Raw genomic sequence first — 22,138 nt, 5'->3', positions numbered from 1 at the left:
GAAACGATGAATTGAATAGATAATCGTAGGGTTGGGTTGGGTTAGGTTGGTTGGTCTGGGTTTTGGTTTTGTTACCCAGTTTGTATTATGTTTGAGGACTATTTTTGTTGATGTCTATGGGAATTGATGAAGTTTTTGATAGGATTCAGGAGTCTGAGGTTGATTTGAGTAAGGAAGAGTTTGTGGACCGTGTTGAGGAGAAGGTTGGTGAGTTAGGGGGTTTGTGTGATCGGGATACAGCTGCTAAGCTTGTTGCTAAGGATATCGGTGTTGAAAGTGGTGATGGGCCTGTTGAGATTTCTGAGATAGATGGTGAAGGCGAGACTGTTTCGTTTAAGGGTAAGGTTGTTGATGTGCATGGTGTTCGGACGTTTGAACGGGATGATGGTTCGGTTGGTCGTGTTGCGAATCTTGAGTTGGGGGATGAGTCGGGGGAGATAAGGCTTGTTCTCTGGGATGGTATGGCGGATTTGGTTAAAACCAGTGAGATTGAAGTTGGTGACGTGTTAAATGTCAGGAACGCTAAAACCAAGGATGGTTATAGTGGTATTGAAGTGAATGTTGGAGGCGGTAGTCGGATTGAGAAGATTGATAGTTCTGAAGTTTCTTATGAAAGGGAAACAACCAAAATCTCCGGAATTACCGATGAGTTGAGCAATGTACATGTAGCTGGAGAGATCTTGGATGTAACTCCGACCAAAGAGTTTACGAAAAAAGATGGAGATATCGGTAAAGTTAAATCGATAAAAATAGGGGATGAAACTGGTAAAATAAAGGTCTCACTTTGGGATGAAAACGCTGAAAAACAACTTGAAGTAGGAGACCGTGTCTTAATCCAACATGGCTACACAAAAGAGAGATATGGAGAACTTGAAATAAACGTTGGATATCGAGGTAAAATAAATAAAACGGATAGAGACGTCAACTACCAAGCAGAAACAACACCAATCAACCAAATCGAACCTGGAAAACAATACGACGTAATAGGTAACATAACAGGAATCCAGGAAACAAAAACGTTCCAAAAAAAAGATGGAACCGAAGGCAAAGTAACAAACATATACATCGATGACGGCACAGAAGAAATACGCGCCGCATTATGGAACGAACATACCCAGAAAATACAGCAACTAGAAATCGGCGACATAATAAGAATCGAGGACACAAAAGCCAAAGAAGGATACCAAAACCAAACCGAACTAAACGTCGGATGGAACTCAACAATAAACAAAATCGAAAGCGAAATAAAAGAGATAAGAGGCGACATATCCCAAGTACGCGGCGGAACAAAAATAGACACCAAAGGAACAGTAATATCCAAAAACATAATCGACGACGGAACAGGATGCATCAAAATACCAAACCAAGAACTACCAGAAATAGGAACCACAGTAAGAATAAAAGGAACCGCAGAAAGACAAGGATCAACCCACACAGTAAAACCACAAAAAATAGAAAAAACACACCAAGACCCCGAAGACATAGAAAGAATACTCGAAGAAGCAAACACAATCACAAACAAAACACAAAACAACCAGAAAAAACCAAAAAACAAACAAAAATAATACTTTCACTCCCCCTCTAAAGACCTTTTTTTAACCATAAAAGAAACCAATACCCACCCTGGATAAAACTAAAACATCTATCCAAACCCCCAAATTTGTAATAATAAACCTATAACAGAGCGTGAAAAAATATGTCCGAACTATCTCAACAAGAAAAACTAGAAGACCTACCTGGAGTTGGACCCGCAACAGCCGACAAACTAATGGAAAACGAATTCGACTCACTAGAAGCAATAGCAGTCAGCTCACCCTCCGAACTATCCGCAAAAGTAGACATAGGCGAAAAAACCGCTATAAACATAATAGACGCCGCCAGAAAAGAAGCCGACATCGGAGGATTCGAAACAGGAAACAAACTACTCGAAAAAAGAGCCAACATAGGTAAAATAACAACAATGGCAGACGACTTCGACCGCCTACTAGGCGGAGGAATCGAAACACAAACAATAACAGAAATGTACGGAGAATACGGCTCCGGAAAAACACAAATAGCACACCAACTAGCAGTAGCAGTACAACTACCCAAAGAAAAAGGCGGCCTAAACTCAAACGCAATATACATCGACACAGAAAACTCATTCAGACCAGAAAGAATCAAACAAATGGCCAGAAGCCTAGAACTCGACGAAGACGAAGTCCTCGACAAAATATACGTAGCAAGAGCATACAACTCCAACCACCAAATGCTACTATCAGAAAAAGCACGAGAACTAGCCAAAAAAATAAAAGAAGAAGGAGAAAAAATAAAACTCCTAATAATAGACTCACTAACATCCCACTTCAGAGCAGAATACGTAGGCCGTGGATCACTAGCCGAAAGACAACAAAAACTAAACAAACACCTACACGAAGTAATCAAATTCACAGACCTATTCAACGCAGCAGCCCTAGTAACCAACCAAGTACAAAGCAACCCAGACGCATTCTTCGGAGACCCAACAAGACCAGTCGGAGGAAACATACTAGGCCACATGGCAACATACAGACTCTACCTCAGAAAATCAAAAGGCGACAAAAGAATCGCACGCCTAGTAGACTCACCATGCATGCCAGAAGGAGAAAGCGTATTCACAATAGGAGAAGAAGGAATCAGAGACGCATAAACAAAACCAAACACAAACCAAAACCAGACCTAACCCAACCTAACCTCAAGACAACTAAACTATATAAATCCTTTACTAAAATGGTTGGGTTTTGACTTTGTTGGTTGTGTGTTGGTGGGGTCTCGTTTTTAGGTTAGGTTTTGTAATAGGTGGCATCTCAATTTTTTTAGATAAAGAGTCTTGGCTTTGGATTAGGATAAAATGAACCAACCATCTGGTCGTATAAAAGCTGTTGCTATAGATATTGATGGAACCATTACTGATAATCAAAGGAGACTTAGCCTTTCGGCGACCAAAGCGATCAGGCGGGCTATAAAAAATGATATAAAGATTATTTTAGCTACCGGTAATGCAACCTGCTTCGCTAGGTCAACAGCTATATTGTTAGGTACGAACTGTCCGGTGATTGCTGAGAATGGTGGAGTTATAAACCATGGGATAAACGATAACCAGATACTGGCCGATAACAAAAAAGTTATAGAAGCGTTCAAACACCTAAAAACAAAAACCGAGATAAATGAGTTCAAAGACCATAGATATACAGAAAAAGCATTCGCCCCCACAATAGCTCCAAACAAAGTACGGAAAATAATAAAAGACTACGATGTCGAAGTAATCCACACCAAGTTCGCAATACACATCAAAAACAAAAACATAAATAAAGCAACCGCACTACAAAAACTAACAAACCAACTCAACATACCACTAGAACAAACCATAGCAATAGGCGACTCAAACAACGACATAGAAATGATAGAAAAAGCAGGAACCGGAATAGCCCTAGGAAACTCAACAAAAAAACTAAAACAAAAAGCAGACATCAAAATAAACAAACAAAACGGACAAGGCGTCACAACAGCACTAAAAAAACTAAAAATAATATAAAACCAAATATAAACAAAACAAAACTAAATCAAACTTAGGTTGTGTTGTGGGTTTTTTGTTTACGGGCGGTTAGGCCCGTAACATTTATGTTGTTTTTTAGATTAATCCAAGGTCTTCTAGTTCTTGTTTGACTTTCTTTACTCCTTTTTCGCAGTCTTCGGGTTTTCTTCCGCCTGTGCAGACTATTTTTCCGCTTCCGAATAGTAGTAGTACGACTTTTGGTTCTTCTAGTCTGTATACGAGGCCTGGGAATTGTTCGGGTTCGTATTCTACGTTTTCTAGTCCGAATCCGATTGCTATTTGGTTTAGGTTTAGTGGGTGGTCTAGGTTTGCGGATGCGACTATGTTTTGGACTACTGTTTTGGGTTTGTTTTTTATGTCTACTCCGGCGCCTTTGAGTTTCTTTATTACTTTGTCTACTGCTACTTCGACGTCGTCTACGTTTTTGGCTCCTGTGCAGACTAGTTTTCCTGATGAGAAGATTAGTGCTGCGGTTTTTGGTTCTGTGAGTCGGTATACGACACCTGGGAACTTTTCTTGGTTGTATTCGGCATCTTCAAAATCGTTGTAGATTTTGTCAAGGTCTATCTCTTGGTCGAAAGAAGTAGAGGCAACAACGTTTTCAATTTTAATTTTTGGGTCCATAATTATATCCCTTTATATTGTTTATAAGTACTTACATATAAATACACGGGTTGTGGGGTTGTTGTGTTCACTCGACGAATCGGTGGGAAGTGTGGTGGTAGGTTGGTTTTGGTTTGTGTTTGGGTGTTTTACCTAAAAAAATAAATTGGTTTAGGATAACTCTACTTGTATGCCATCGCTTAGATGTATAGAGTGTGATTCAACGTTTTCAGATCAAGAGATATTGTATGTTTGTCCTAGTTGTGACGGCCTGCTTGAAGTGGCTTATACGGCTGGTGAGGTTGAAGAGAGGCTGGATATTGATGAGATGAAGTCTGGTGTTTTGGGTGTCTGGAAATACCGGGCTTTTCTGCCTTGTGATGAGAGAGTAAGTATTGCTGAGGGAGGTACTCCTCTTTATAAAACGGATAGGCTTGCTGATTGGGTTGGTGTTGATGAGTTGTATATAAAGAATGAGGGTGGTAATCCAACCGGTAGTTTCAAGGATAGGGGTATGACTGTTGGTGTTTCGAAGGCTTTGGAGATGGGTTTGAGCAGGGTTGGTTGTGCTTCAACTGGTAATACAAGCGCAGCTCTCTCGATATATGGTGCTAAGGCTGGTATAGATGCAATAGTATTGTTGCCGGCTGGTAAGGTTGCTATGGGTAAGGTTGCTCAGGCATTGATGCATGGAGCTAACGTGATATCTATAAAAGACAATTTCGATCGGGCTTTAGAGCTTGTAAGGCAGGCTTGTAATGAAAAAGACATATACCTACTGAACTCGGTTAATCCAGTTAGGCTTGAAGGTCAGAAAACAATTGGGTATGAGGCGGTTGAACAGCTTGGTTGGGAGGTTCCGGACAGGATGTTTCTACCGGTAGGTAATGCAGGCAATATATCGGCTATACACAAGGGTTTGAGAGAGTGGAGACAACACGGTATAATAGAAGAACTACCTAAGATGTGTGGTATCCAGTCTGAAGGCTCCAAACCATTTGTAAAGGCGATTAAAAACAACCAGAAAAAGATAACGCCTGAAGGAGAGCCGGAAACTCTAGCAACTGCAATAAGAATTGGAAACCCAGTTAACGGGCCTAAAGCATTAAACGCTGTCTACGATACCGGTGGTACAGCAGAATCTGTATCCGACCAGGAGATAGTTGAGGCGCAGAAAAAACTCGCACGACTTGAAGGAATAGGGGTAGAGCCAGCGAGCGCTTCATCTGTAGCTGGATTAAAAAAACTGGTAGACAATGGAGAGGTAGAGCCGGATGAAAAAATTGTCTGCGTAACAACTGGACACCTCTTAAAGGACTCAGAAGAGATAATAGAAGTCTGCAAACCACCAAAAGAAGTGGAAGCCAACCTACAAACCGTTTTAAACCACATCTAAAAAAACTAAAACAAAAAGACTATTTAAAAATAGTTATATCAAAATGTCAAGATATTTAGAGATAATTGAAGCAACACTTGGAAACATCACCAGAGGAGCGATAGACGGCATACTAACAACATTAGGCATAGTCATAGGGGCATATGGAGCCGAATCCACAATCATAATAGCAGCTGGAATAAGCGGTGGAGTAGCAAGCGGACTATCAAACACCTTCGCAGCCCTCTCAGCAGAACGCACAGAGATGGAGGTCGGGATGAAAGAGATCCGAAAATCAATGTTGAGGGAAGAGATGGAGAACACAACACTACACAAAACAAAGAAAAAACAAGTCCGAATAAAAGCCCTAATGGATGGCCTATCCTCAGTACTCGGAGCATCTGTACCAGTAGCCCCCTACTTCTTCTTTCCAGCAGAACAAGCAGTCTTCATAGCAGTAACACTAACAGCCATATTCGCATTCGCAATAGGATTCCTATCAGGAAAAGTATCAGAAAAACACCTAATCCGAATGGGAATAAAAATGGCATTGATCGCATTAACCGTAGCAGTCGTCGCCACACTAATACAACAAGGAATACACATCACACTAAGATAACCAACAACCAAAAAACCCTTTTTTATATCTTTAAATTAAACCAATATCGAACCACATATATAAAAAAATAGATATAAATAAAAAACCAAAATGTAAACTAAAGAGAACAAAACAACCTAAAAACCAGTTTTTTCCCATTAATTTAAGTTGTTGTCCAACTTGATATGAAGTTACAGCTAGAACAGGAAAAAACCTGATAGCTATAGTCGTGGTAAGATAGTTGACTGAATTGTTGATTGTTAACCAATATTGATTAATTTGATTAGAAATTTGTGATATATAATGAGTGAAGTGGAAGACGACCCTCTAGGTGGCCTTGATATAGAAACCACAGAAGAAATAGAAGTTCCCGATAACCTTATAGACCAGGTTATAGGTCAAGACCACGCCGTAGAGGTTATCAAAAAGGCCGCGAGACAGAAAAGACATGTGATGATGCTCGGCCCTCCAGGAACAGGTAAATCTATGTTGGCTAAAGCGATGGCCGAGATACTGCCAAGTGAAGAACTACAAGACATACTGATTTATCCAAACCCAGAGGATGAAAACAATCCTGACGTAAGGGTTGTACCAGCTGGAAAAGGCAAACAGATAGTGGACTCACACAAAGAAGAAGCTGAAAAACGGAATAGAGCTAGAAACGCCATACTGATGTTGATAATACTGGCTATAATGGCTTTCGGTATCGCTTCATACATACAGACCGGTGAGTTCTCAGGAATGTTCCTCGCTGTCATCGCAGCAGCAGTTGTCTTCGTTGCAGCACGATACATATCCGGTTCAGATGAAAAAGCCGTACCAAAACTACTCGTAAACAACGAAGGCGAAGACAAAGCACCATTCGTAGATGCAACAGGATCACATTCAGGAGCATTGCTCGGAGACGTAAGACACGACCCATTCCAATCAGGTGGATTAGGAACACCAGCACACGAAAGAGTTGAGCCAGGAGCAATACACAAAGCGAATAAAGGAGTCCTCTTCGTAGACGAAATAAACACACTACGGATAGAAAGCCAACAACAACTACTCTCATCAATGCAAGACAGAGAGTTCTCAATAAAAGGACAGTCAGAAAGAAGCAGCGGAGCAATGGTCAACACCAGACCCGTTCCAACCGACTTCATAATGGTAGCAGCAGGAAACCTAGACGCATTAAAAGGAATGCACCCAGCACTCAGATCCAGAATCAGAGGATACGGATACGAAATCTACATGAACGACCACATGGAAGACACACCAGAAAACAGAAGAAACCTCGTAAGAGTCGTAGCACAAGAAGTACTGAAAGACGAAAAAATACCACACTTCAAAAACCAAGCCGTAACAGAAATAATAAGAGAAGCACGACGCAGAGCAGGAAGAAAAGGCAGACTAACACTCAAAATAAGAGAACTAGGAGGACTAATCAGAGTAGCAGGAGACATAGCCAGAGCACAAGGAAACGACCTCGTAGACAGAGAAAACGTCATAGAAGCCAAAAAAATAGCAAGAACCCTAGAACAACAAGTCGCAGACGACTACATAGAAAAAAGAAAAGAATACCGAATGTTCGAAGTCGAAGGCCAAAAAGTAGGAAGAGTAAACGGCCTAGCAGTAATGGGCGGCGACTCAGGAATCGTACTACCAATCGTAACAGAAATAACACCAGCACAATCAAAAGAAGAAGGCCAAGTAATAGCAACAGGCCGACTCCAAGAAATAGCGCAAGAAGCAGTACAAAACGTATCAGCACTCGTCAAAAAATTCAGCGGACGAGACATGTCAAACCTAGACGTACACATCCAATTCGTAGGAACATACGAAGGCGTAGAAGGCGATTCAGCATCAATAAGCGTCGCCACCGCAGTAATAAGCGCCCTAGAAGACATACCAGTCAAACAAAACATCGCAATGACAGGAAGCCTAAGCGTAAGAGGCGAAGTACTCCCAGTAGGAGGAGTAACAGCCAAAATAGAAGCCGCAGCCGAAGCAGGAGTCGAAAAAGTACTAATACCAAAAGCCAACGAAGACGACGTACTAGTCGAAGACAGATACCGCGAAAAAATAGAGATAATACCAGTCAGCTCAATAGACCAAGTACTGAAAGAAGCACTAGCAGGCAAAAAGAAAAAAGACTTCGTAGACAAACTCAAAAACATAGCAACAATCGCAAAAGACAGCGTAGAAGGAGTCTCACTCGACGACCAACCAACACCACAATAACAACCCCCATCTTTCTTTTCTTCAACCCCCAAACAAAAAACCCCTCCCCAATTTTTTTATATTCCCAACCACCATAACCTGGACACAATCACCAATAACCCATATTTGAATGACATTTCAAAGCTGAACGAAAAAAAAGTTTTTCTGGAAACTTAGTTAGACACCTTCTTTGTGTTTTTTTTTGATGGTCAACAAAATGTGTTTGGTGTTTGGGTGTGGGTGGGTTCAAGTAGTTTGATGTATTATTGTTTAGTATGGATGATGGTTGGAGTGTGTTGTTGATTATGGATTTTATTTTTTGTTTTAGTTGTGGTATAGATGGTTGATTTTTTTGAGTCAGTTTCAGTCGTTTCTGATACTTCGAGTATTGAGGTTGAGGATGGTGAGGTTGAGGATGTTAAGTCGGATAGTTCTTGTGGCTTTTCCGTGAGGGCGTTGGACGATGGTTCTTGGGGTTTTGCTTCGACTTCTGTGAGCGACCTAGGTAGTTTGGATATGGAAGGGGTTGTTGAGAAGGCTTGTAGGCTTGCTGAGCTGTCGCCCGCTAGACCTGGTTTTAAATCGGTTGAGATTGATAGGTCTCCCTCTTCAATGTCTTTGGATGTTGAGGTTAATCCGAGGTTTGTTGAGTTGTCTGAGAAGATCGATTATTTGGTTGGTTGTCATAATGAGGCATTGCAGGGTCGGGTGAAGAGCACTAAGTTTACTTACACTGACTCGGAGTTTGAGTTTAGTTATTCCAACTCTAGTGGTGAGGAAGCAAGTTATAACTTGGTTAGAACTGGTGTTTCTGGTAAGGCTGTTGCTAAAGAGGGAGATATGTTGCAGACGGCGGGTGAGAGGGTTTATGGTTCTAAGGGATATGAGATACTTGAAGAACAGGGTTTTAGAGAGCTTTGTAGGGATTTGGGTCGGAAGGCGGATAGTTTGTTGGATGCAGGGTCGCCACCTAGCGGTCAGTATCCGGTTATAATGGACCCGGAGCTTGCCGGTGTTTTCATTCATGAGGCTGTTGGCCATGCGAGTGAGGGTGATCTGGTTGCAATGGACAACTCTATTTTAAAAGGTAGGTTGGGTAGTCAGGTTGGTTCTGATGTGGTGACCGTTGTTGATGACCCTTCGCTTAAAGGTAATTTTGGATACTATCCATTTGATTGGGAGGGTGTGCCGGCTGAACCTACAACGATTATAGAGAACGGGGTTTTGAAGGGTTACTTGAATTCTAGGGAGAGTGCTGCCCAAACTATGTCTCCTGTGACCCCTAATTTCAGAAGCCAGAGCTATTCTAACAACCCTCTTGTAAGGATGAGCAATACATATATAAAGCCTGGTGACTGGAGTTTAGAGGAGATGTTGGAGGATATAGGTAGTGGTGTATACCTACGTGGGTCTCGTGGAGGCCAGGTATCGAGTGGTGAAGGAACCTTCCAGTTCAACGCTGAAGACGGCTATACGATAGATGGTGGGGAGCTGGATCAACACCTACGTGATGTTTCACTCTCAGGAAGAACATTGAAGACGTTGTTGAATATCGATGCATTGGCGAACGACCTTGAGTACTACCCTGGTTTTTGCGGTAAAGGTGGTCAGGGAGTTCCGGTGACAGATGGAGGTCCACACACAAGAGTTTCCAACCTACTGGTTGGAGGTGGAGACAGTTGATAGAGCTTGAAAAAATCTTGGAAACATGTTTGGAGAGAGGTGCCAGTCAGGCTGAGGTGTATGTAAAAGATGAAGAGTCTTTGAACATCGAGATCGAGAAACAGGAGATAAAGTATGTGAAATCCGATGACCATTGGGGGTTGGGGATACGTGTATTGAAAGATAAATCTCCTGGTTTTTCAAGCACTACCGACCCTGATAAGATAAGTGAAAGGATAGATGACGCATTAAAACACGCAGGGGTCAGTAAAAAAACACTCGGCAGCCTGGCAACCTCAGGAAAAACACCTAAAGTAAATGGTGTTTACGATAGTGAGGTTGCTAATGCAACATACGACGACCTACTACCTAAAACAAAATTGTTGATAGAATCTGCAAACAAAGGTCAAGCTAGATCCACCTCCGGTTCAGTAAAAACCTCTAAAGCAAAAACACAGATAAAAAACACATATGGTGTTGACGTAGAAACAACAACCACATTGATGCAAGCAAGTATAAGCACGATAGCTGGAGCCGGTGAAAACGCCTCAACATCATATGAATTCCAGTATTCAAGGAAAAACGACCTGGATTACCAGTGGATTGGAAGCCAAGCAGCAGAGATAGCCGTTAAATCAATGTCAGGAGAAACCACATCCCCTGGAAAACGAGAGTTAGTTCTAGAACCAATAGCATTAACCAGCCTACTCAACTCCACATTAGTTCCATCCCTAAACGCATTAGAGATACAGCGTGGTAGATCAAAAGCACAACAATACATGAACAAAGAAATCGCTCCAGACATACTGGAAATAACCGATGATGGAACACTTGATGGTGGTTTAAACTCAAGACCTACAGACGACGAAGGAACCCCATCAAAAAAACACAAAATAATAGAGAACGGAGTTCTCAAAGGAGCATTCTACAACCTAAAAGCAGGGTATAAAGAAGGTTGCAACAGCACTTCAAACGGAGTAAGACCATCATACGGCTCACTACCACAAATATCCCCAAGAAACCTAGTTATAAACCCAAAAACAGACAAACAAAACCTCCTTACAAATGGAACAATAGTTATACGCAGCGTATTAGGAGCACACACAGCAAACCAAATATCAGGCGATTTCTCAGTAGGAACAAACGAAGCATTCGAAATAAAAAACGGAGAACTACAACCCCTATCAGAACTAATGGTATCAGGAAATATATTTGAACTACTTAACGATATACTTGAAATAGGGAACGATGTAAGAAAAATCGGAAACATCGTAACCCCCTCAATAAAAACCAAATCGAGGATCTCAACATGAAAAAAGGGCTTGAACACTACAACAGTGTTCTGGAAGGCAGTATAGAACCCAACTACATAACAACCCAAAAAAAACATGTAGACATAGACCTTGATGCAGAAACAGAACAACTATGGAAAACACATCAAAACCCAGTTGGAGACGGCCCACACACATACCTCGACCTAAAAACCGAGTTAGCAGGCAGGATATTAAGAAACTGCCACCTCTGCGAACACCGCTGCAAAGTAAACAGACTAGCCAAAGAAACCGGAATCTGCAACATACCCGCAGTATCAAGATACAGCAGCGAGTTCCTACACTATGGAGAAGAACCAGAACTGGTACCCTCACACACAATATTCTTCCACGGCTGCAACTTCAAATGCGCATACTGCCAAAACTGGGAGATATCACAGGAAGCGAAAGGAGGAACCGCAGTACACCCCACAAACATCTGTGAAAAAATAGTTAGAAGAAAAATAGAGGGCTCCAAAAACGTAAACTTCGTAGGCGGCGACCCAACACCACACCTAAAAACAATACTACAGATACTAAACAACTTCACAGCCCAAATCCCCATAATATGGAACTCAAACATGTACATGTCAACACAAACAATGAGACTACTAGACGGAACAATAGACCTATACCTCGCAGACTATAGATACGGAACAAACAAATGCGCAGAAAAACTATCAGAAACACCAAAATACACACAAACAGTAGAAAGAAACCTACTCGAAGCAAAACAACAAACAGACGTCCTAATAAGACATCTAGTCCTACCAGGCCACATCGAATGCTGCACAAAACACATAGCAAACTGGGTAAGCAAAAACCTAGGTAAAAACACAAGATTCAACCTAATGTTCCAATACAGACCCACATACAAAGCCCAAAACCACCCCCAAATAAACCGAACACTAACAACAGAAGAAAAAGACAGAGCTCTAGACATAGTAATGGACGCAGGCCTAGCAAACCTAGTAGGCTAGCTGAACCCACCAAAAACAAAGTTCAAACCAACTTTTTTTCGAAAACATTAACTAACCTTAGATAGATGAAGGTAGGGTACCTATGGCAACAACTATTGTAATCGGTGGTTTTTTTGGTGATGAAGGAAAAGGCAAGATAGTTTCACACCTTGTACGCGAAGACTCCCCATCAATCGTAGCTCGAGGAGGAGTAGGTCCAAACGCTGGACACACAGTAAAAATCGGAGACAAGGAGTTTGGAACCAGACTAACCCCATCCGGATTCTTCAACAAAAACTGCAGACTCCTAATAGGAGCTGGAACACTAATCGACCCAGAAGTAATGCAAAAAGAAATACAACAACTAGAAATCGAAGAAAAAATCGGAATCGACAAAAGATGTGGAATAATAGAACAAAAACACATCAAAAAAGACAAACAAAGTAAAAGACTCTCAGGAGAAATCGAAACAACTGGAACAGGATGTGGTCCAGCAAACGAAGACAGAGCCGCAAGAAAACTAAAACAAGCAAAAGACATACCCAAACTAAAAAAATACCTAACCGACGTACCAAAAGAAATCAACAAAGCAATAAACAAAAACGAAGACATAATAGTCGAAGGAGCACAAGGCTTCGGACTATCCCTAATATACGGCACATACCCATACGTCACATCCAAAGACACCGGAGCAAGCCAAGCCGCATCAGACGTAGGAATCGGCCCAACAAAAATAGACGAAGTCCTAATCGTATTCAAAGCCCACCCAACAAGAGTAGGAAAAGGCCCCTTCCCAACAGAATACACAAAACAAGAAGCACTCGAACACGGCGTAGAAGAATACGGAACAGTCACAGGCCGACCAAGAAGAGTAGGAAGCTGGATGAAAGACTGGGCCGAATATGCAGTAATGGTTAACGGAGCAACACAAGCAGCCATAACATGCATAGACAAATACGACCAAAACTGCCGTGGAGTCACACAATACCAAAACCTAACCCCAAAAGCCAAAAAATTTATAGAAACAAAAGAAAGCGAATTGGGCATACCCGTCACACTAATATCCACAGGACCAAAAAACAATGAAACAATAGACCTAAGAAAGGAGAAACTCTAACATGAAAGAAAAACTACTCGACAAACTAGCATGCCCAAAATGCCGAGACAAACTAAAACTAACAAAACAAAAAACCAAAGACAACAAAATAACAGAAGGAACACTAACCTGCAGCAAATGCAAACAAAAATACCCAATAAAACAAGGAATACCAAACCTACTACCAAAAACAAAAAACAAAAAATAACCAAACCCTAAAAACACAAACCAAAAAAACCACAAAAAACCAGAAGATAACTACAAATCCATTTCCAACAAACCAATTCTATAGGTTCACTAGCTGAGTTGTTCAGCCAAAGACAAGTTTCATTAAAAGGATGACAATTCATGAATTATATTATCGTAACTGGAGGAGTAATGAGCGGTATAGGTAAGGGGATTACCGCCGCATCGATTGGGAGAATACTTAAAGAACGTGGTTTCGACGTCACAGCGATAAAGATAGATCCATACCTAAATGTTGACGCTGGAACGATGAGTCCATTCCAACATGGTGAGGTCTATGTGTTAAAGGATGGAGGTGAAGTCGACCTCGACCTTGGAAACTACGAGAGATTTTTGAACAAAGAACTGACCAGCGAACACAACATAACAACTGGAAAGGTATATCGATCAGTCATAGAGAAAGAACGGAATGGAGACTACCTAGGGAGAACAGTTCAGATAATACCACACATAACTAACGAAATCAAAGATAGAATACGAAAAGTATCAGAAGATAGCTACGCCGACATCTGCCTAATCGAGTTAGGAGGCACAGTAGGAGACATAGAGGGAATGCCCTTCCTAGAAGCAACAAGACAGCTTATAAACGAAGAAGGCCCCAACAACGTCATGTTAGTGCATGTAACTCTCGTACCAACACTCGAAGTAGTCGGAGAACAAAAAACCAAACCAACACAACACAGCGTCAAAGAACTAAGAGAACTCGGACTCCACCCAGACATAGTAGTAGGTAGATCACAAAAACCCCTAAACAAAAAAACCAAATCAAAAATAGCCTTATTCTGCGACGTACCTAAAAAATCGGTTATATCCGCTCCAGACGCAAGAGACATATACGAAGTCCCACTACAACTCGAAAAAGAAGGCGCCACAGACATCATACTAAACCACCTAAACCTACAATCAAAAGAAAAAGACATGCAAGAATGGCGAAAACACGTCGAAAACATACTAGAACCAAACGACGACATCGAAATAGCCCTAGTAGGAAAATACACACAACTAGAAGACGCCTACATGAGCGTTACAGAAGCACTAAAACACTCAGCAGCCAAAGAAGGACTCGAACTAAACATAAACTGGATAAACGCAGAAAAACTCGAAAAACAAAAACAAAACCAAATAGAAAAACAACTAACAAACGTAGACGGAATCATAGTCCCAGGAGGATTCGGAAAAAGAGGATCCGAAGGAAAAATAAAAGCAATAAAAACCGCAAGAACCAAAAAAATACCATTCCTAGGACTCTGCTTCGGCTTCCAACTAGCAGTAATCGAATACGCCCGAAACGTACTCAAACTACAAAACTGCGGAAGCTCCGAAATAATGGACGAACTAGACGAACCAGTAATCGACATACTACCAGAACAAAAAAACATCAAATCACTAGGCGGAACAATGAGACTCGGAAACCAAACAACAATAATCGAAAAACAAACACTCGCACACAAACTCTACCAAAGAACAAGAATAATCGAAAGACACCGCCACCGATACGAAGTAAACCCAGAATACATACCACAACTCGAAAAAGCAGGAATGAAATTCTCAGGAAAAGAAGAAAAAACAGGCCTAATCGAAATACTAGAACTACCACAACACCCATTCTTCATGGGCACACAATTCCACCCAGAATTCAAATCAAGACTAGAAAACCCAAGCCCACCATTCCAAGGACTAATAAAAACAGCAAAACAAAACAAAAAACAAAAATAAAATAAAACCAACAACCCAAAAAACAAAAAAAAATAAAATATCCCATACCAAAAAACCTCACTAAGACTAACTAAACTAAACTAAATTAAGATGGGTTTAATTTGGTTTTTTTGGTTAGATTTTTTTTAATACGGGGTTGATGAGGTAGGTTGGGGTTGGGTTTTATCCGAGGCTTCCTCGGATTTTTCCCATTCTTTCTAGTCCTTTTTTGAATAGTTGTTCTTCGGTTTCTTGGCTCATGAGTCCTGGTTTGTCCATGTATACTTCTTTTAGTACTGGTTTTAGTGTTTCCATGATGTCCATGTATACTTCGTCTTGGTCGTTCATTGGTCCGATTTCGAAGTCGATGTAGTCCATTAATGTTTTTATGTCTTGGTCTACCATTCTTACTGATCGGTCTGGTAGGAAGTCTTGCGCGAAGTTGAGGTTTACGAATCTTCCGGCGAATTTAAGGTCGTTCTCTATTGATGGGTAATATTTGTTTAATATTTTGTCTATTGCGTCGTCGCCGAATCTACGTCCTACTTCTTCTAGGCCTCGGCCGGTACCTATGAATTCGGGTGGTAATCCGATTGTGTATAGGCTGGCTGTGAAACTGATTGCTCGTGGTAGTTCAGGTAGTTTGTTTAGCTGCATCTCTGTTAGTTCTTTTTGTAGTTCTTGGTCGCTGACTAACTTGGCTATATCGCTTGGCATTGGTACGTCTCTTGCGTATCCTACTGGTCCTTTTCTTGCGAGTCTGTCACGTTGGCTTGGCATTAGGTCTGAGATTGATTTTACTGTTTCTATTATTTGGTAGAATGTTCTTAGGTAATGTTTTGTGAAAACACCTATGTAGTTTTTGATTTCCTCCATCTCTTGTTCGTCGTATCGGAGGGGGTCTTGTTTTGATAGGTCTTTTTGTAGTTTTTTGATTAGTTTTCTGGTTTCTTCATAACCGATGTCGTAGCGTATACCGGATTGTATTGTTATTGTTTTTGCACCTGCGAATTCCTCCATAACGCTTTCGATGTTGTCCGGCATGATGTGTCCTCTGAATGGGAGTGCTCCGGCTCCATAGATTGGTGCAACATCTAAGTCCAGTTTGTCGCTCAGTTTGTTACATTCTGATATAGCGATTTTAGCACTGAAAACTGCAGGGAGGTTTCCGTAAGACAATGCGGGGTCTGAACGTCCAAGCATCACCCTTAGCCTTTCTGGTTGTTCATCTAGTTCTCGTTCACAACCTTGGATGTATTCGTCAAGAATCTTGCCGATCGACATCAACTCGGGAACTTCTTCAATGAGAGGTATTAAGTAGAAATTGAAATCTTCAGGTATGTTGAATTCTTCTTTGCTAAGTTTTGAAACAAACCTAAACCGTTTTTTTACATCAAGAAGTTCGTTAGCATCTTTTGTCATTGGGTGTATAACTTCAAAAACAGGTAGGTTGTCTTGGTATTGAGAAGCTTGGTGATTAGCTTCCATGATAGACATTAAGGTCATTAGTTGTCTAAAAACAGTTTCTTCAGAAGCACTTGGTATCCTAGGAGTGATGTACACATCTTCACCAGGAACAAGATCTGTGTTCTGTATAATCCCCATAACCACTTGGGAAACCTGATGGTAAGGAGTCATCTTCCCCTCATAATCCACCATATACTCATCGGAGCCAAGCCCACCATCTTCAATAGATGTTAAGGACTCAAGTCCCTCCTCAGCTTCATCCTGAATAGGAGTATATTTAGTGGCGCTATCAGGATGTTGGGTAACCATAGTTTTCGGAATCTTCATAATAAGACCTGCAAATAAAATGTGAGCTAACAACTTAAATTTTGGTGAAAAACAACAAAAAAACAATACCTATAAACAACAAAATAAAACAGCTAAAAACAAATACAAGAAAAAAACCCGTTTTTCAACGAAAAATATTTAGACCTAACAAACAACCAAAACCCAGAAACAACCAACTATATTCAAAAAAACTGACAACCTATATATTAACATAAAATTAAAAACAGGCAGGGAAATAGATGACATATGTCTACATAGATGGCGATTACGTCCATGAAGAAGAAGCATCTGTAAGCGTTTTCGACCACGGATTGCTGTATGGCGATGGAGTTTTTGAAGGCATAAGAGCATACGAAGGAAAAGTATTCAAGCTCGAAGAACACATCGACCGTTTATACCGCTCAGCAAAAGCTATAAAACTAGATATCCCGATAACAAAAAAAGAAATGAACCAAGCAATCATAAAAACACTTCAGAAAAACGAACTAAAAAACGCATACATAAGACCATTAATCACAAGAGGCGTAGGTTCACTAGGACTCGACCCACAAAAATGTCCAAAACCAACAGTAATAATAATAGTCCAAGAATGGGACGCAATGTACGGCGACCTCTACAGCCAAGGCCTAAAAGCAGTAACCGTAGCTGTTAGAAGAAACTCAATAGACGCATTACCACCAAACATAAAATCACTAAACTACCTCAACAACATACTCGCCAAAATCGAAGCAAACGTCAAAGGAGGAGACGAAGCAATATTCCTCAACCAACAAGGAAAAATATCTGAAGGCTCCGGAGACAACCTATTCATAATACAAGACAACCAGATATACACACCACCTGCACTAAACAACCTAAAAGGAATAACACGTAAAACAGCAATAGACATAGCCAAAAACAAAGGAATCGAAGTACAAGAAACCGATTTAGGACTATTCGATATATACACAGCAGATGAAATATTTGTAACAGGCACTGCAGCAGAAATCGCTCCAATAGTAAAAGTAGATGGCCGACAAATCGGCGACGGCAACCCAGGAAAAATAACCAAAAAACTAATGGATAAATTCAAAGAAATAACAGGAGAGATCGGAACACCCATATACGGCTAACCGGAGAAAAAAATAAATGGAAATATACTACCTAATACTAGCCTTCTTCGCATTCTGGATAATCCTAAACATACTAAACTACAAAGGATACCTAGAACGCCTAGGGTTCTCTCTAGACAGCGCTCTATTCCTAGCATGGAGAACCGAAAAAGGAAAACAACTGATGGATTACATCGCAAAAAGATGGCGCAAACCCCTAAAAAAACTAGGAACCCTCAACATAATCCTATCACTAGCAGCAATCCTAATAGTAACCATATTCCTAGCATTCCAACTATTCATAATAGTACTAGGCCCCGACCTAGTAACAGACGTAGCAATATCAGAAGCAATACTCCTACCAGGACTAGCCCTACCCATAATATTCGGCCTAATAGCCCTAATCGTAGCAGTAGTAATACACGAGTTCTCCCACGCAATATACGCAAGAGTAGAAAACATAGGAGTCGAATCAGTCGGATTCGGCCTACTAGCCGTACTACCACTAGCATTCGTCGAACCCAAAATAGAAGACATAAAACAAAGCACCAGAATACAAAAACTAAAGATGTTCTCAAGCGGCCCAGCATCAAACATATACCTAGCCGCAATCTCAATAATAATAGTCTTCCTAATTATAACAACAACATTCACACCAGTATCCCCAGGAATAGGAGTCGTCGAAGTACAAGAAAACTCACCAGCCTACCAAGCAGGCATACAAGAAGACATGATAATAACAGGCGTAAACAACCAAACAATAGAAACCCACCAAGAATTCCAAGACATCATCAACCAACACAACCCCGGAGACACAATAACAATACAAACCGCCCAAAACGGAGAATACACACTACAACTAGGACAACAAGACGGAGAACCCCACATGGGAATACAACTAATCGACGTATACGGACTATACTCAGTATTCTCAAACCCAATAGCCTACATAACACCACAAATGGGAATGACAATGCCAACACTCGACACACCATTCTACGACGCCCAAATAAACCCAGACATAGCCCTAACAATAGCACAAGGCGCATTCTGGATGGGACTACTCAACTTCTGGCTCGGAATACTAAACATGATGCCAATATTCCCACTAGACGGAGGAAGAGTATTCTGGGAAATCATAGAATCACTACTAGAAAAACAAAACACAATCAAAAACACAAAAAAAGCAACAAAATGGATAGTCGGAACAATAAGCATAATATTCATAGCAATATACCTAGCACCAATAATCTACCTACTAATGATATAACAAACACAAACCATAAAAACAAAATCAACTTATCAAATCAGGGTAAACCGGACTATACCTGCTTAGTTTAACCAGATTTAACTTATTTGGGGTGAGAAGTTCTCTTCCTCATGGAACGAATGTGGAGTAAGGTTGGGGATGGATCACCTGAACCAATAAAAAAAGTTGTTGAGGAAGTTACCTTATGGAGTATGACTATGAATAGGAGTTACAAGTATCGTCCCTACCCTTCAGAACAGGACAAGCAAGAACTGGAAAAACATCTTGAACTGTGCCGACAAATCTACAACCACTTCCCTGAAGAACTCAACGCAGCAGATAATATTTTAGGTAAGGGACTTACCGAAGTTACGCCTGCGGAGACTGCAACCTCTACAGACAACAAACACCAGATTCAGTTCTGTAATGTACCTGCAAGTAGCGTCATCGAAACAGGAAACCCCTTCCACACCAAAGCATACCCGAGGTATGGTAGTAGGTAGTTCACTACGATTATACTAAAAACTAAAGGTTAGGATAGGTATACATGGAGTGAATATTGATGGTTAAAATTGGATATGTAGTAACTGGGTCTAAGCAGGAGTCACAGAAAATCGCTGAAGCGTTGGTTCAAGAAAGATTGATAGCTTGTGCTAACCTAATAGGGGAGATTGAATCTATATATTGGTGGAACAGTGAGATAAACAAAGATAAAGAACATGCTTTAATAGTTAAAACAACCGAACAAGCTGTTGAACAAACAAAAAACAAAATTAAAGAACTACATAGCTACGAAAACCCAGCAATACTATTCTTCGATGTAAACCAAACAACCGAAATATATCAAAACTGGATACAAGAAGAAGTAAAAGAATAACAATCCAAAACAAATTAAACCAAAAACCACCAACCTAAACAAACAACCAAACAACAAAGACATAACAAAACAAAAAAATGGTTTTCACAACCCCCCAACAACAAAATCAATAAAACTCTCAAAAATACCGATATATTTTAGTTTAGTTTGGTTTGGTTTGGCTTTATTTGGTTTGATTGATCGTGGTTTTATCTTTGTTGTTGTGTTTCTATTTGTTGGTTTATTCTTAAGGAGTTGAAAGAATTGCATTGGTCTATTTCGAAAGCGGATGAAGCGGTGAAGTGGAAAGGAGACAGACATGTTGTAGCTTCGGGTATCTCTCCTTCGGGTCCGATTCATTATGGAAATTTTAGGGAGATATTGACGGCTGATTTGATGCATAAAGCGTTAGGTAGGGTTGAGGCGGATTCAGAGTTGATATTTATTTTTGATGATTTTGATCCTTTGAGAAAGGTGTATCCGTATCTTGATTCTAGCTATCGTGAACATGTGGGTAAGCCTTTAACCATGGTTCCAGATCCAGAGGGATGTCATGGGTCTTATGCAGAACATTATGCCACCGAGTTTATAGGTTGTCTTGATACTTTAGGTATAAATCCGGAGATAAAGTATGCAAGTGAGTTATACAAGAACGGTGATTTCTCAAAAGTAACTGCAAAAGCCCTTGATGAAACTAAGAAAATAAGGGAGATATTGGAGGAAGAAACTGGACGGGAACTTCCGGATGGATGGCTCCCGTATAACCCATTATGTAGTGAGTGTGGCCGGATATCTACAACGACTCCACATGACTACAAAGACCTAAAGGTCTCTTATACGTGTGAATGTGGGTATCAAGGAACTGCTAAAATCGAGGAAGGTGAGGGTAAACTACCATGGAGAGTGGACTGGCCGGCTAAATGGACAGTTTTAGGCGTAACGGTGGAGCCTTTTGGAAAAGACCATGCAGCTGATGGTGGTTCATACGACACCGGTAAAAGAATCTCAAAAGAGGTATATGGATACGAACAACCATACCCAATCATATACGAACAGGTAGGTTTGAAAGGCGAAGGCGAGATGTCAAGCTCGAAAGGAATAGCTTTAACACCGAAAAGAATGTTAGAGTTCCTACCACCGGAAATAATAAGATATATGTTGGTTGAGAAACCACCAAACCGGCATATCGAAATTGACACAGGGTTCGGCATGATACAAACAATAAACAACTACCAAAAACACGAACAACAGTACTACAACAACGAGCTCGACCAAGAGAAAGAACAAACATACGAACTCTCACAACCCAACAACCAACCTCCAAAACAAAAACCAAATCAAATACCATTCAAACACCTTGTAAACGCAGTACAGATTTCAAACGACAGAGAAGGAATACAAAAAATACTTGAAAGAACAGGCCATTGGAACCAAGAAGTAAACCAAGAATGGATAGAACAATGGATAGAAAGAGCCAAAACATGGGTACAAGAATACGCACCAGAAAAAGCAAAATTCCAGATACAAAAAGAACTACCACCACAAACCGATGAACTAAACCAAAAACAAGCAAAGTTCCTGAAAAAACTCAGTAAAAAAATAAAAAACAATGAATACAGCGACCAAGAACTAAAAAACCAAATCTACAACATATTCAAAAAACATGACCTACAGCCCAGACAAGCATTCGCATCAATATACATAGCATTGTTAGGCAGGCCATCAGGACCCAGAGCAGCATGGTTCCTACTATCACTAGACCAAGAATTCGTAGTAAACAGACTAGAAAAAGCAGCAGAAAACGCAGAAAAAAACGTGTGACAAA

Annotated in this window: 19 protein-coding genes; 17 read left to right on the top strand and 2 right to left on the bottom strand. The window is 40.7% G+C overall.

The window, feature by feature from the left end:
* Positions 1-110: 110 nt before the first annotated feature.
* From AMET1_RS04515 to AMET1_RS04505, 3 genes are all read left to right on the top strand, one after another.
* Positions 111-1,565, top strand: a complete 1,455-nt coding sequence (locus tag AMET1_RS04515) for an OB-fold nucleic acid binding domain-containing protein (protein WP_086637278.1) — start codon at positions 111-113, stop codon at positions 1,563-1,565.
* Between the two features lie 131 nt (positions 1,566-1,696).
* The gene (radA, locus tag AMET1_RS04510; RefSeq protein WP_086637277.1) at positions 1,697-2,668 is read left to right on the top strand and encodes a DNA repair and recombination protein RadA; all 972 of its coding nucleotides are present in this window, start codon (positions 1,697-1,699) and stop codon (positions 2,666-2,668) included.
* 201 nt (positions 2,669-2,869) lie between these two features.
* The gene (locus AMET1_RS04505) at positions 2,870-3,553 is read left to right on the top strand and encodes a phosphoglycolate phosphatase (RefSeq protein WP_086637276.1); all 684 of its coding nucleotides are present in this window, start codon (positions 2,870-2,872) and stop codon (positions 3,551-3,553) included.
* Positions 3,554-3,649: 96 nt separating this feature from the next.
* On the opposite strand, the gene AMET1_RS04500 is transcribed toward AMET1_RS04505, so the two are convergent.
* Entirely contained in the window at positions 3,650-4,201 is a 552-nt protein-coding gene (locus AMET1_RS04500) for a TATA-box-binding protein (protein WP_086637275.1), read from the bottom strand.
* A 166-nt stretch (positions 4,202-4,367) separates the two neighbouring features.
* Here AMET1_RS04500 and thrC point away from each other — a divergent pair, with 166 nt between their 5' ends.
* From thrC to pyrG, 9 genes are all read left to right on the top strand, one after another.
* Positions 4,368-5,573, top strand: a complete 1,206-nt coding sequence (thrC, locus tag AMET1_RS04495) for a threonine synthase (RefSeq protein ID WP_086637274.1) — start codon at positions 4,368-4,370, stop codon at positions 5,571-5,573.
* A gap of 43 nt (positions 5,574-5,616) precedes the next feature.
* Complete coding sequence (locus AMET1_RS04490) at positions 5,617-6,171, top strand: VIT1/CCC1 transporter family protein (RefSeq protein WP_086637273.1); 555 nt, start codon at positions 5,617-5,619, stop codon at positions 6,169-6,171.
* 282 nt (positions 6,172-6,453) lie between these two features.
* Positions 6,454-8,376, top strand: coding sequence for an ATP-dependent protease LonB (gene lonB / locus AMET1_RS04485; protein ID WP_086637272.1), 1,923 nt, complete (start codon positions 6,454-6,456; stop codon positions 8,374-8,376).
* 318 nt (positions 8,377-8,694) lie between these two features.
* The gene (locus AMET1_RS04480; RefSeq protein WP_086637271.1) at positions 8,695-10,038 is read left to right on the top strand and encodes a TldD/PmbA family protein; all 1,344 of its coding nucleotides are present in this window, start codon (positions 8,695-8,697) and stop codon (positions 10,036-10,038) included.
* Positions 10,035-11,330, top strand: coding sequence for a TldD/PmbA family protein (locus tag AMET1_RS04475; RefSeq protein WP_086637270.1), 1,296 nt, complete (start codon positions 10,035-10,037; stop codon positions 11,328-11,330). Before AMET1_RS04480 ends, AMET1_RS04475 begins: the two co-directional genes overlap by 4 nt.
* Positions 11,327-12,307 (top strand): radical SAM protein, encoded by a 981-nt coding sequence (locus tag AMET1_RS04470; RefSeq protein ID WP_086637269.1) that lies wholly within the window; start codon positions 11,327-11,329, stop codon positions 12,305-12,307. The genes AMET1_RS04475 and AMET1_RS04470 overlap by 4 nt, the downstream gene beginning before the upstream one ends.
* Before the next feature lie 82 nt (positions 12,308-12,389).
* Positions 12,390-13,403 carry an adenylosuccinate synthetase gene (locus tag AMET1_RS04465; protein WP_086637268.1) on the top strand — a complete coding sequence of 338 codons (1,014 nt, stop codon included), beginning with the start codon at positions 12,390-12,392 and terminating at the stop codon, positions 13,401-13,403.
* 1 nt (position 13,404) lies between these two features.
* Complete coding sequence (locus AMET1_RS04460) at positions 13,405-13,590, top strand: methytransferase partner Trm112 (protein WP_086637267.1); 186 nt, start codon at positions 13,405-13,407, stop codon at positions 13,588-13,590.
* 140 nt (positions 13,591-13,730) lie between these two features.
* Positions 13,731-15,344: a glutamine hydrolyzing CTP synthase gene (gene pyrG, locus AMET1_RS04455; RefSeq protein WP_086637266.1), complete on the top strand. Its 1,614-nt coding sequence runs from the start codon at positions 13,731-13,733 to the stop codon at positions 15,342-15,344.
* Positions 15,345-15,506: 162 nt separating this feature from the next.
* Here the strand turns inward: pyrG and ppcA are convergent, their stop codons facing one another.
* Positions 15,507-17,117: a phosphoenolpyruvate carboxylase gene (ppcA, locus tag AMET1_RS04450; protein WP_086637265.1), complete on the bottom strand. Its 1,611-nt coding sequence runs from the start codon at positions 17,115-17,117 to the stop codon at positions 15,507-15,509.
* Between the two features lie 239 nt (positions 17,118-17,356).
* On the opposite strand from ppcA, the gene ilvE reads away from it, so the two are divergent.
* The 5 genes from ilvE (at position 17,357) to lysS (ending at position 22,134) form a co-directional block, all read left to right on the top strand.
* Positions 17,357-18,229, top strand: a complete 873-nt coding sequence (ilvE, locus tag AMET1_RS04445; protein ID WP_086637264.1) for a branched-chain-amino-acid transaminase — start codon at positions 17,357-17,359, stop codon at positions 18,227-18,229.
* 16 nt (positions 18,230-18,245) lie between these two features.
* The gene (locus AMET1_RS04440; protein ID WP_086637263.1) at positions 18,246-19,478 is read left to right on the top strand and encodes a site-2 protease family protein; all 1,233 of its coding nucleotides are present in this window, start codon (positions 18,246-18,248) and stop codon (positions 19,476-19,478) included.
* A 110-nt stretch (positions 19,479-19,588) separates the two neighbouring features.
* On the top strand, positions 19,589-19,960 hold the full coding sequence (locus AMET1_RS04435; RefSeq protein ID WP_086637262.1) for a helix-turn-helix domain-containing protein: 372 nt from the start codon (positions 19,589-19,591) through the stop codon (positions 19,958-19,960).
* A gap of 59 nt (positions 19,961-20,019) precedes the next feature.
* Positions 20,020-20,334, top strand: a complete 315-nt coding sequence (cutA, locus tag AMET1_RS04430; RefSeq protein WP_201721277.1) for a divalent-cation tolerance protein CutA — start codon at positions 20,020-20,022, stop codon at positions 20,332-20,334.
* 243 nt (positions 20,335-20,577) lie between these two features.
* Positions 20,578-22,134, top strand: a complete 1,557-nt coding sequence (gene lysS, locus AMET1_RS04425; protein WP_161490766.1) for a lysine--tRNA ligase — start codon at positions 20,578-20,580, stop codon at positions 22,132-22,134.
* The last annotated feature ends 4 nt before the right edge of the window (positions 22,135-22,138 follow it).

The organism is Methanonatronarchaeum thermophilum (assembly GCF_002153915.1).
In the GTDB taxonomy this organism is placed as follows: Archaea; Halobacteriota; Methanonatronarchaeia; order Methanonatronarchaeales; family Methanonatronarchaeaceae; genus Methanonatronarchaeum; species Methanonatronarchaeum thermophilum.
The sequence above is the reverse complement of the archived record's forward strand: the minus strand, read 5'-3'. Positions and strand labels throughout refer to the sequence as shown.

What these genes read in the sequence shown, in the direction of transcription:
- AMET1_RS04480 (WP_086637271.1), top strand. Translation starts at nt 8,695, where the DNA reads ATGGTTGATTTTTTTGAGTCAGTTTCAGTCGTTTCTGATACTTCGAGT.
- lonB (WP_086637272.1), top strand. Translation starts at nt 6,454, where the DNA reads ATGAGTGAAGTGGAAGACGACCCTCTAGGTGGCCTTGATATAGAAACC.
- cutA (WP_201721277.1), top strand. Translation starts at nt 20,020, where the DNA reads ATGGTTAAAATTGGATATGTAGTAACTGGGTCTAAGCAGGAGTCACAG.
- AMET1_RS04435 (WP_086637262.1), top strand. Translation starts at nt 19,589, where the DNA reads ATGGAACGAATGTGGAGTAAGGTTGGGGATGGATCACCTGAACCAATA.
- radA (WP_086637277.1), top strand. Translation starts at nt 1,697, where the DNA reads ATGTCCGAACTATCTCAACAAGAAAAACTAGAAGACCTACCTGGAGTT.
- AMET1_RS04460 (WP_086637267.1), top strand. Translation starts at nt 13,405, where the DNA reads ATGAAAGAAAAACTACTCGACAAACTAGCATGCCCAAAATGCCGAGAC.
- AMET1_RS04465 (WP_086637268.1), top strand. Translation starts at nt 12,390, where the DNA reads ATGGCAACAACTATTGTAATCGGTGGTTTTTTTGGTGATGAAGGAAAA.
- AMET1_RS04490 (WP_086637273.1), top strand. Translation starts at nt 5,617, where the DNA reads ATGTCAAGATATTTAGAGATAATTGAAGCAACACTTGGAAACATCACC.
- ppcA (WP_086637265.1), bottom strand. Translation starts at nt 17,117, where the DNA reads ATGAAGATTCCGAAAACTATGGTTACCCAACATCCTGATAGCGCCACT.
- pyrG (WP_086637266.1), top strand. Translation starts at nt 13,731, where the DNA reads ATGAATTATATTATCGTAACTGGAGGAGTAATGAGCGGTATAGGTAAG.
- AMET1_RS04505 (WP_086637276.1), top strand. Translation starts at nt 2,870, where the DNA reads ATGAACCAACCATCTGGTCGTATAAAAGCTGTTGCTATAGATATTGAT.
- thrC (WP_086637274.1), top strand. Translation starts at nt 4,368, where the DNA reads ATGCCATCGCTTAGATGTATAGAGTGTGATTCAACGTTTTCAGATCAA.
- AMET1_RS04470 (WP_086637269.1), top strand. Translation starts at nt 11,327, where the DNA reads ATGAAAAAAGGGCTTGAACACTACAACAGTGTTCTGGAAGGCAGTATA.
- AMET1_RS04440 (WP_086637263.1), top strand. Translation starts at nt 18,246, where the DNA reads ATGGAAATATACTACCTAATACTAGCCTTCTTCGCATTCTGGATAATC.
- ilvE (WP_086637264.1), top strand. Translation starts at nt 17,357, where the DNA reads ATGACATATGTCTACATAGATGGCGATTACGTCCATGAAGAAGAAGCA.
- AMET1_RS04515 (WP_086637278.1), top strand. Translation starts at nt 111, where the DNA reads ATGTCTATGGGAATTGATGAAGTTTTTGATAGGATTCAGGAGTCTGAG.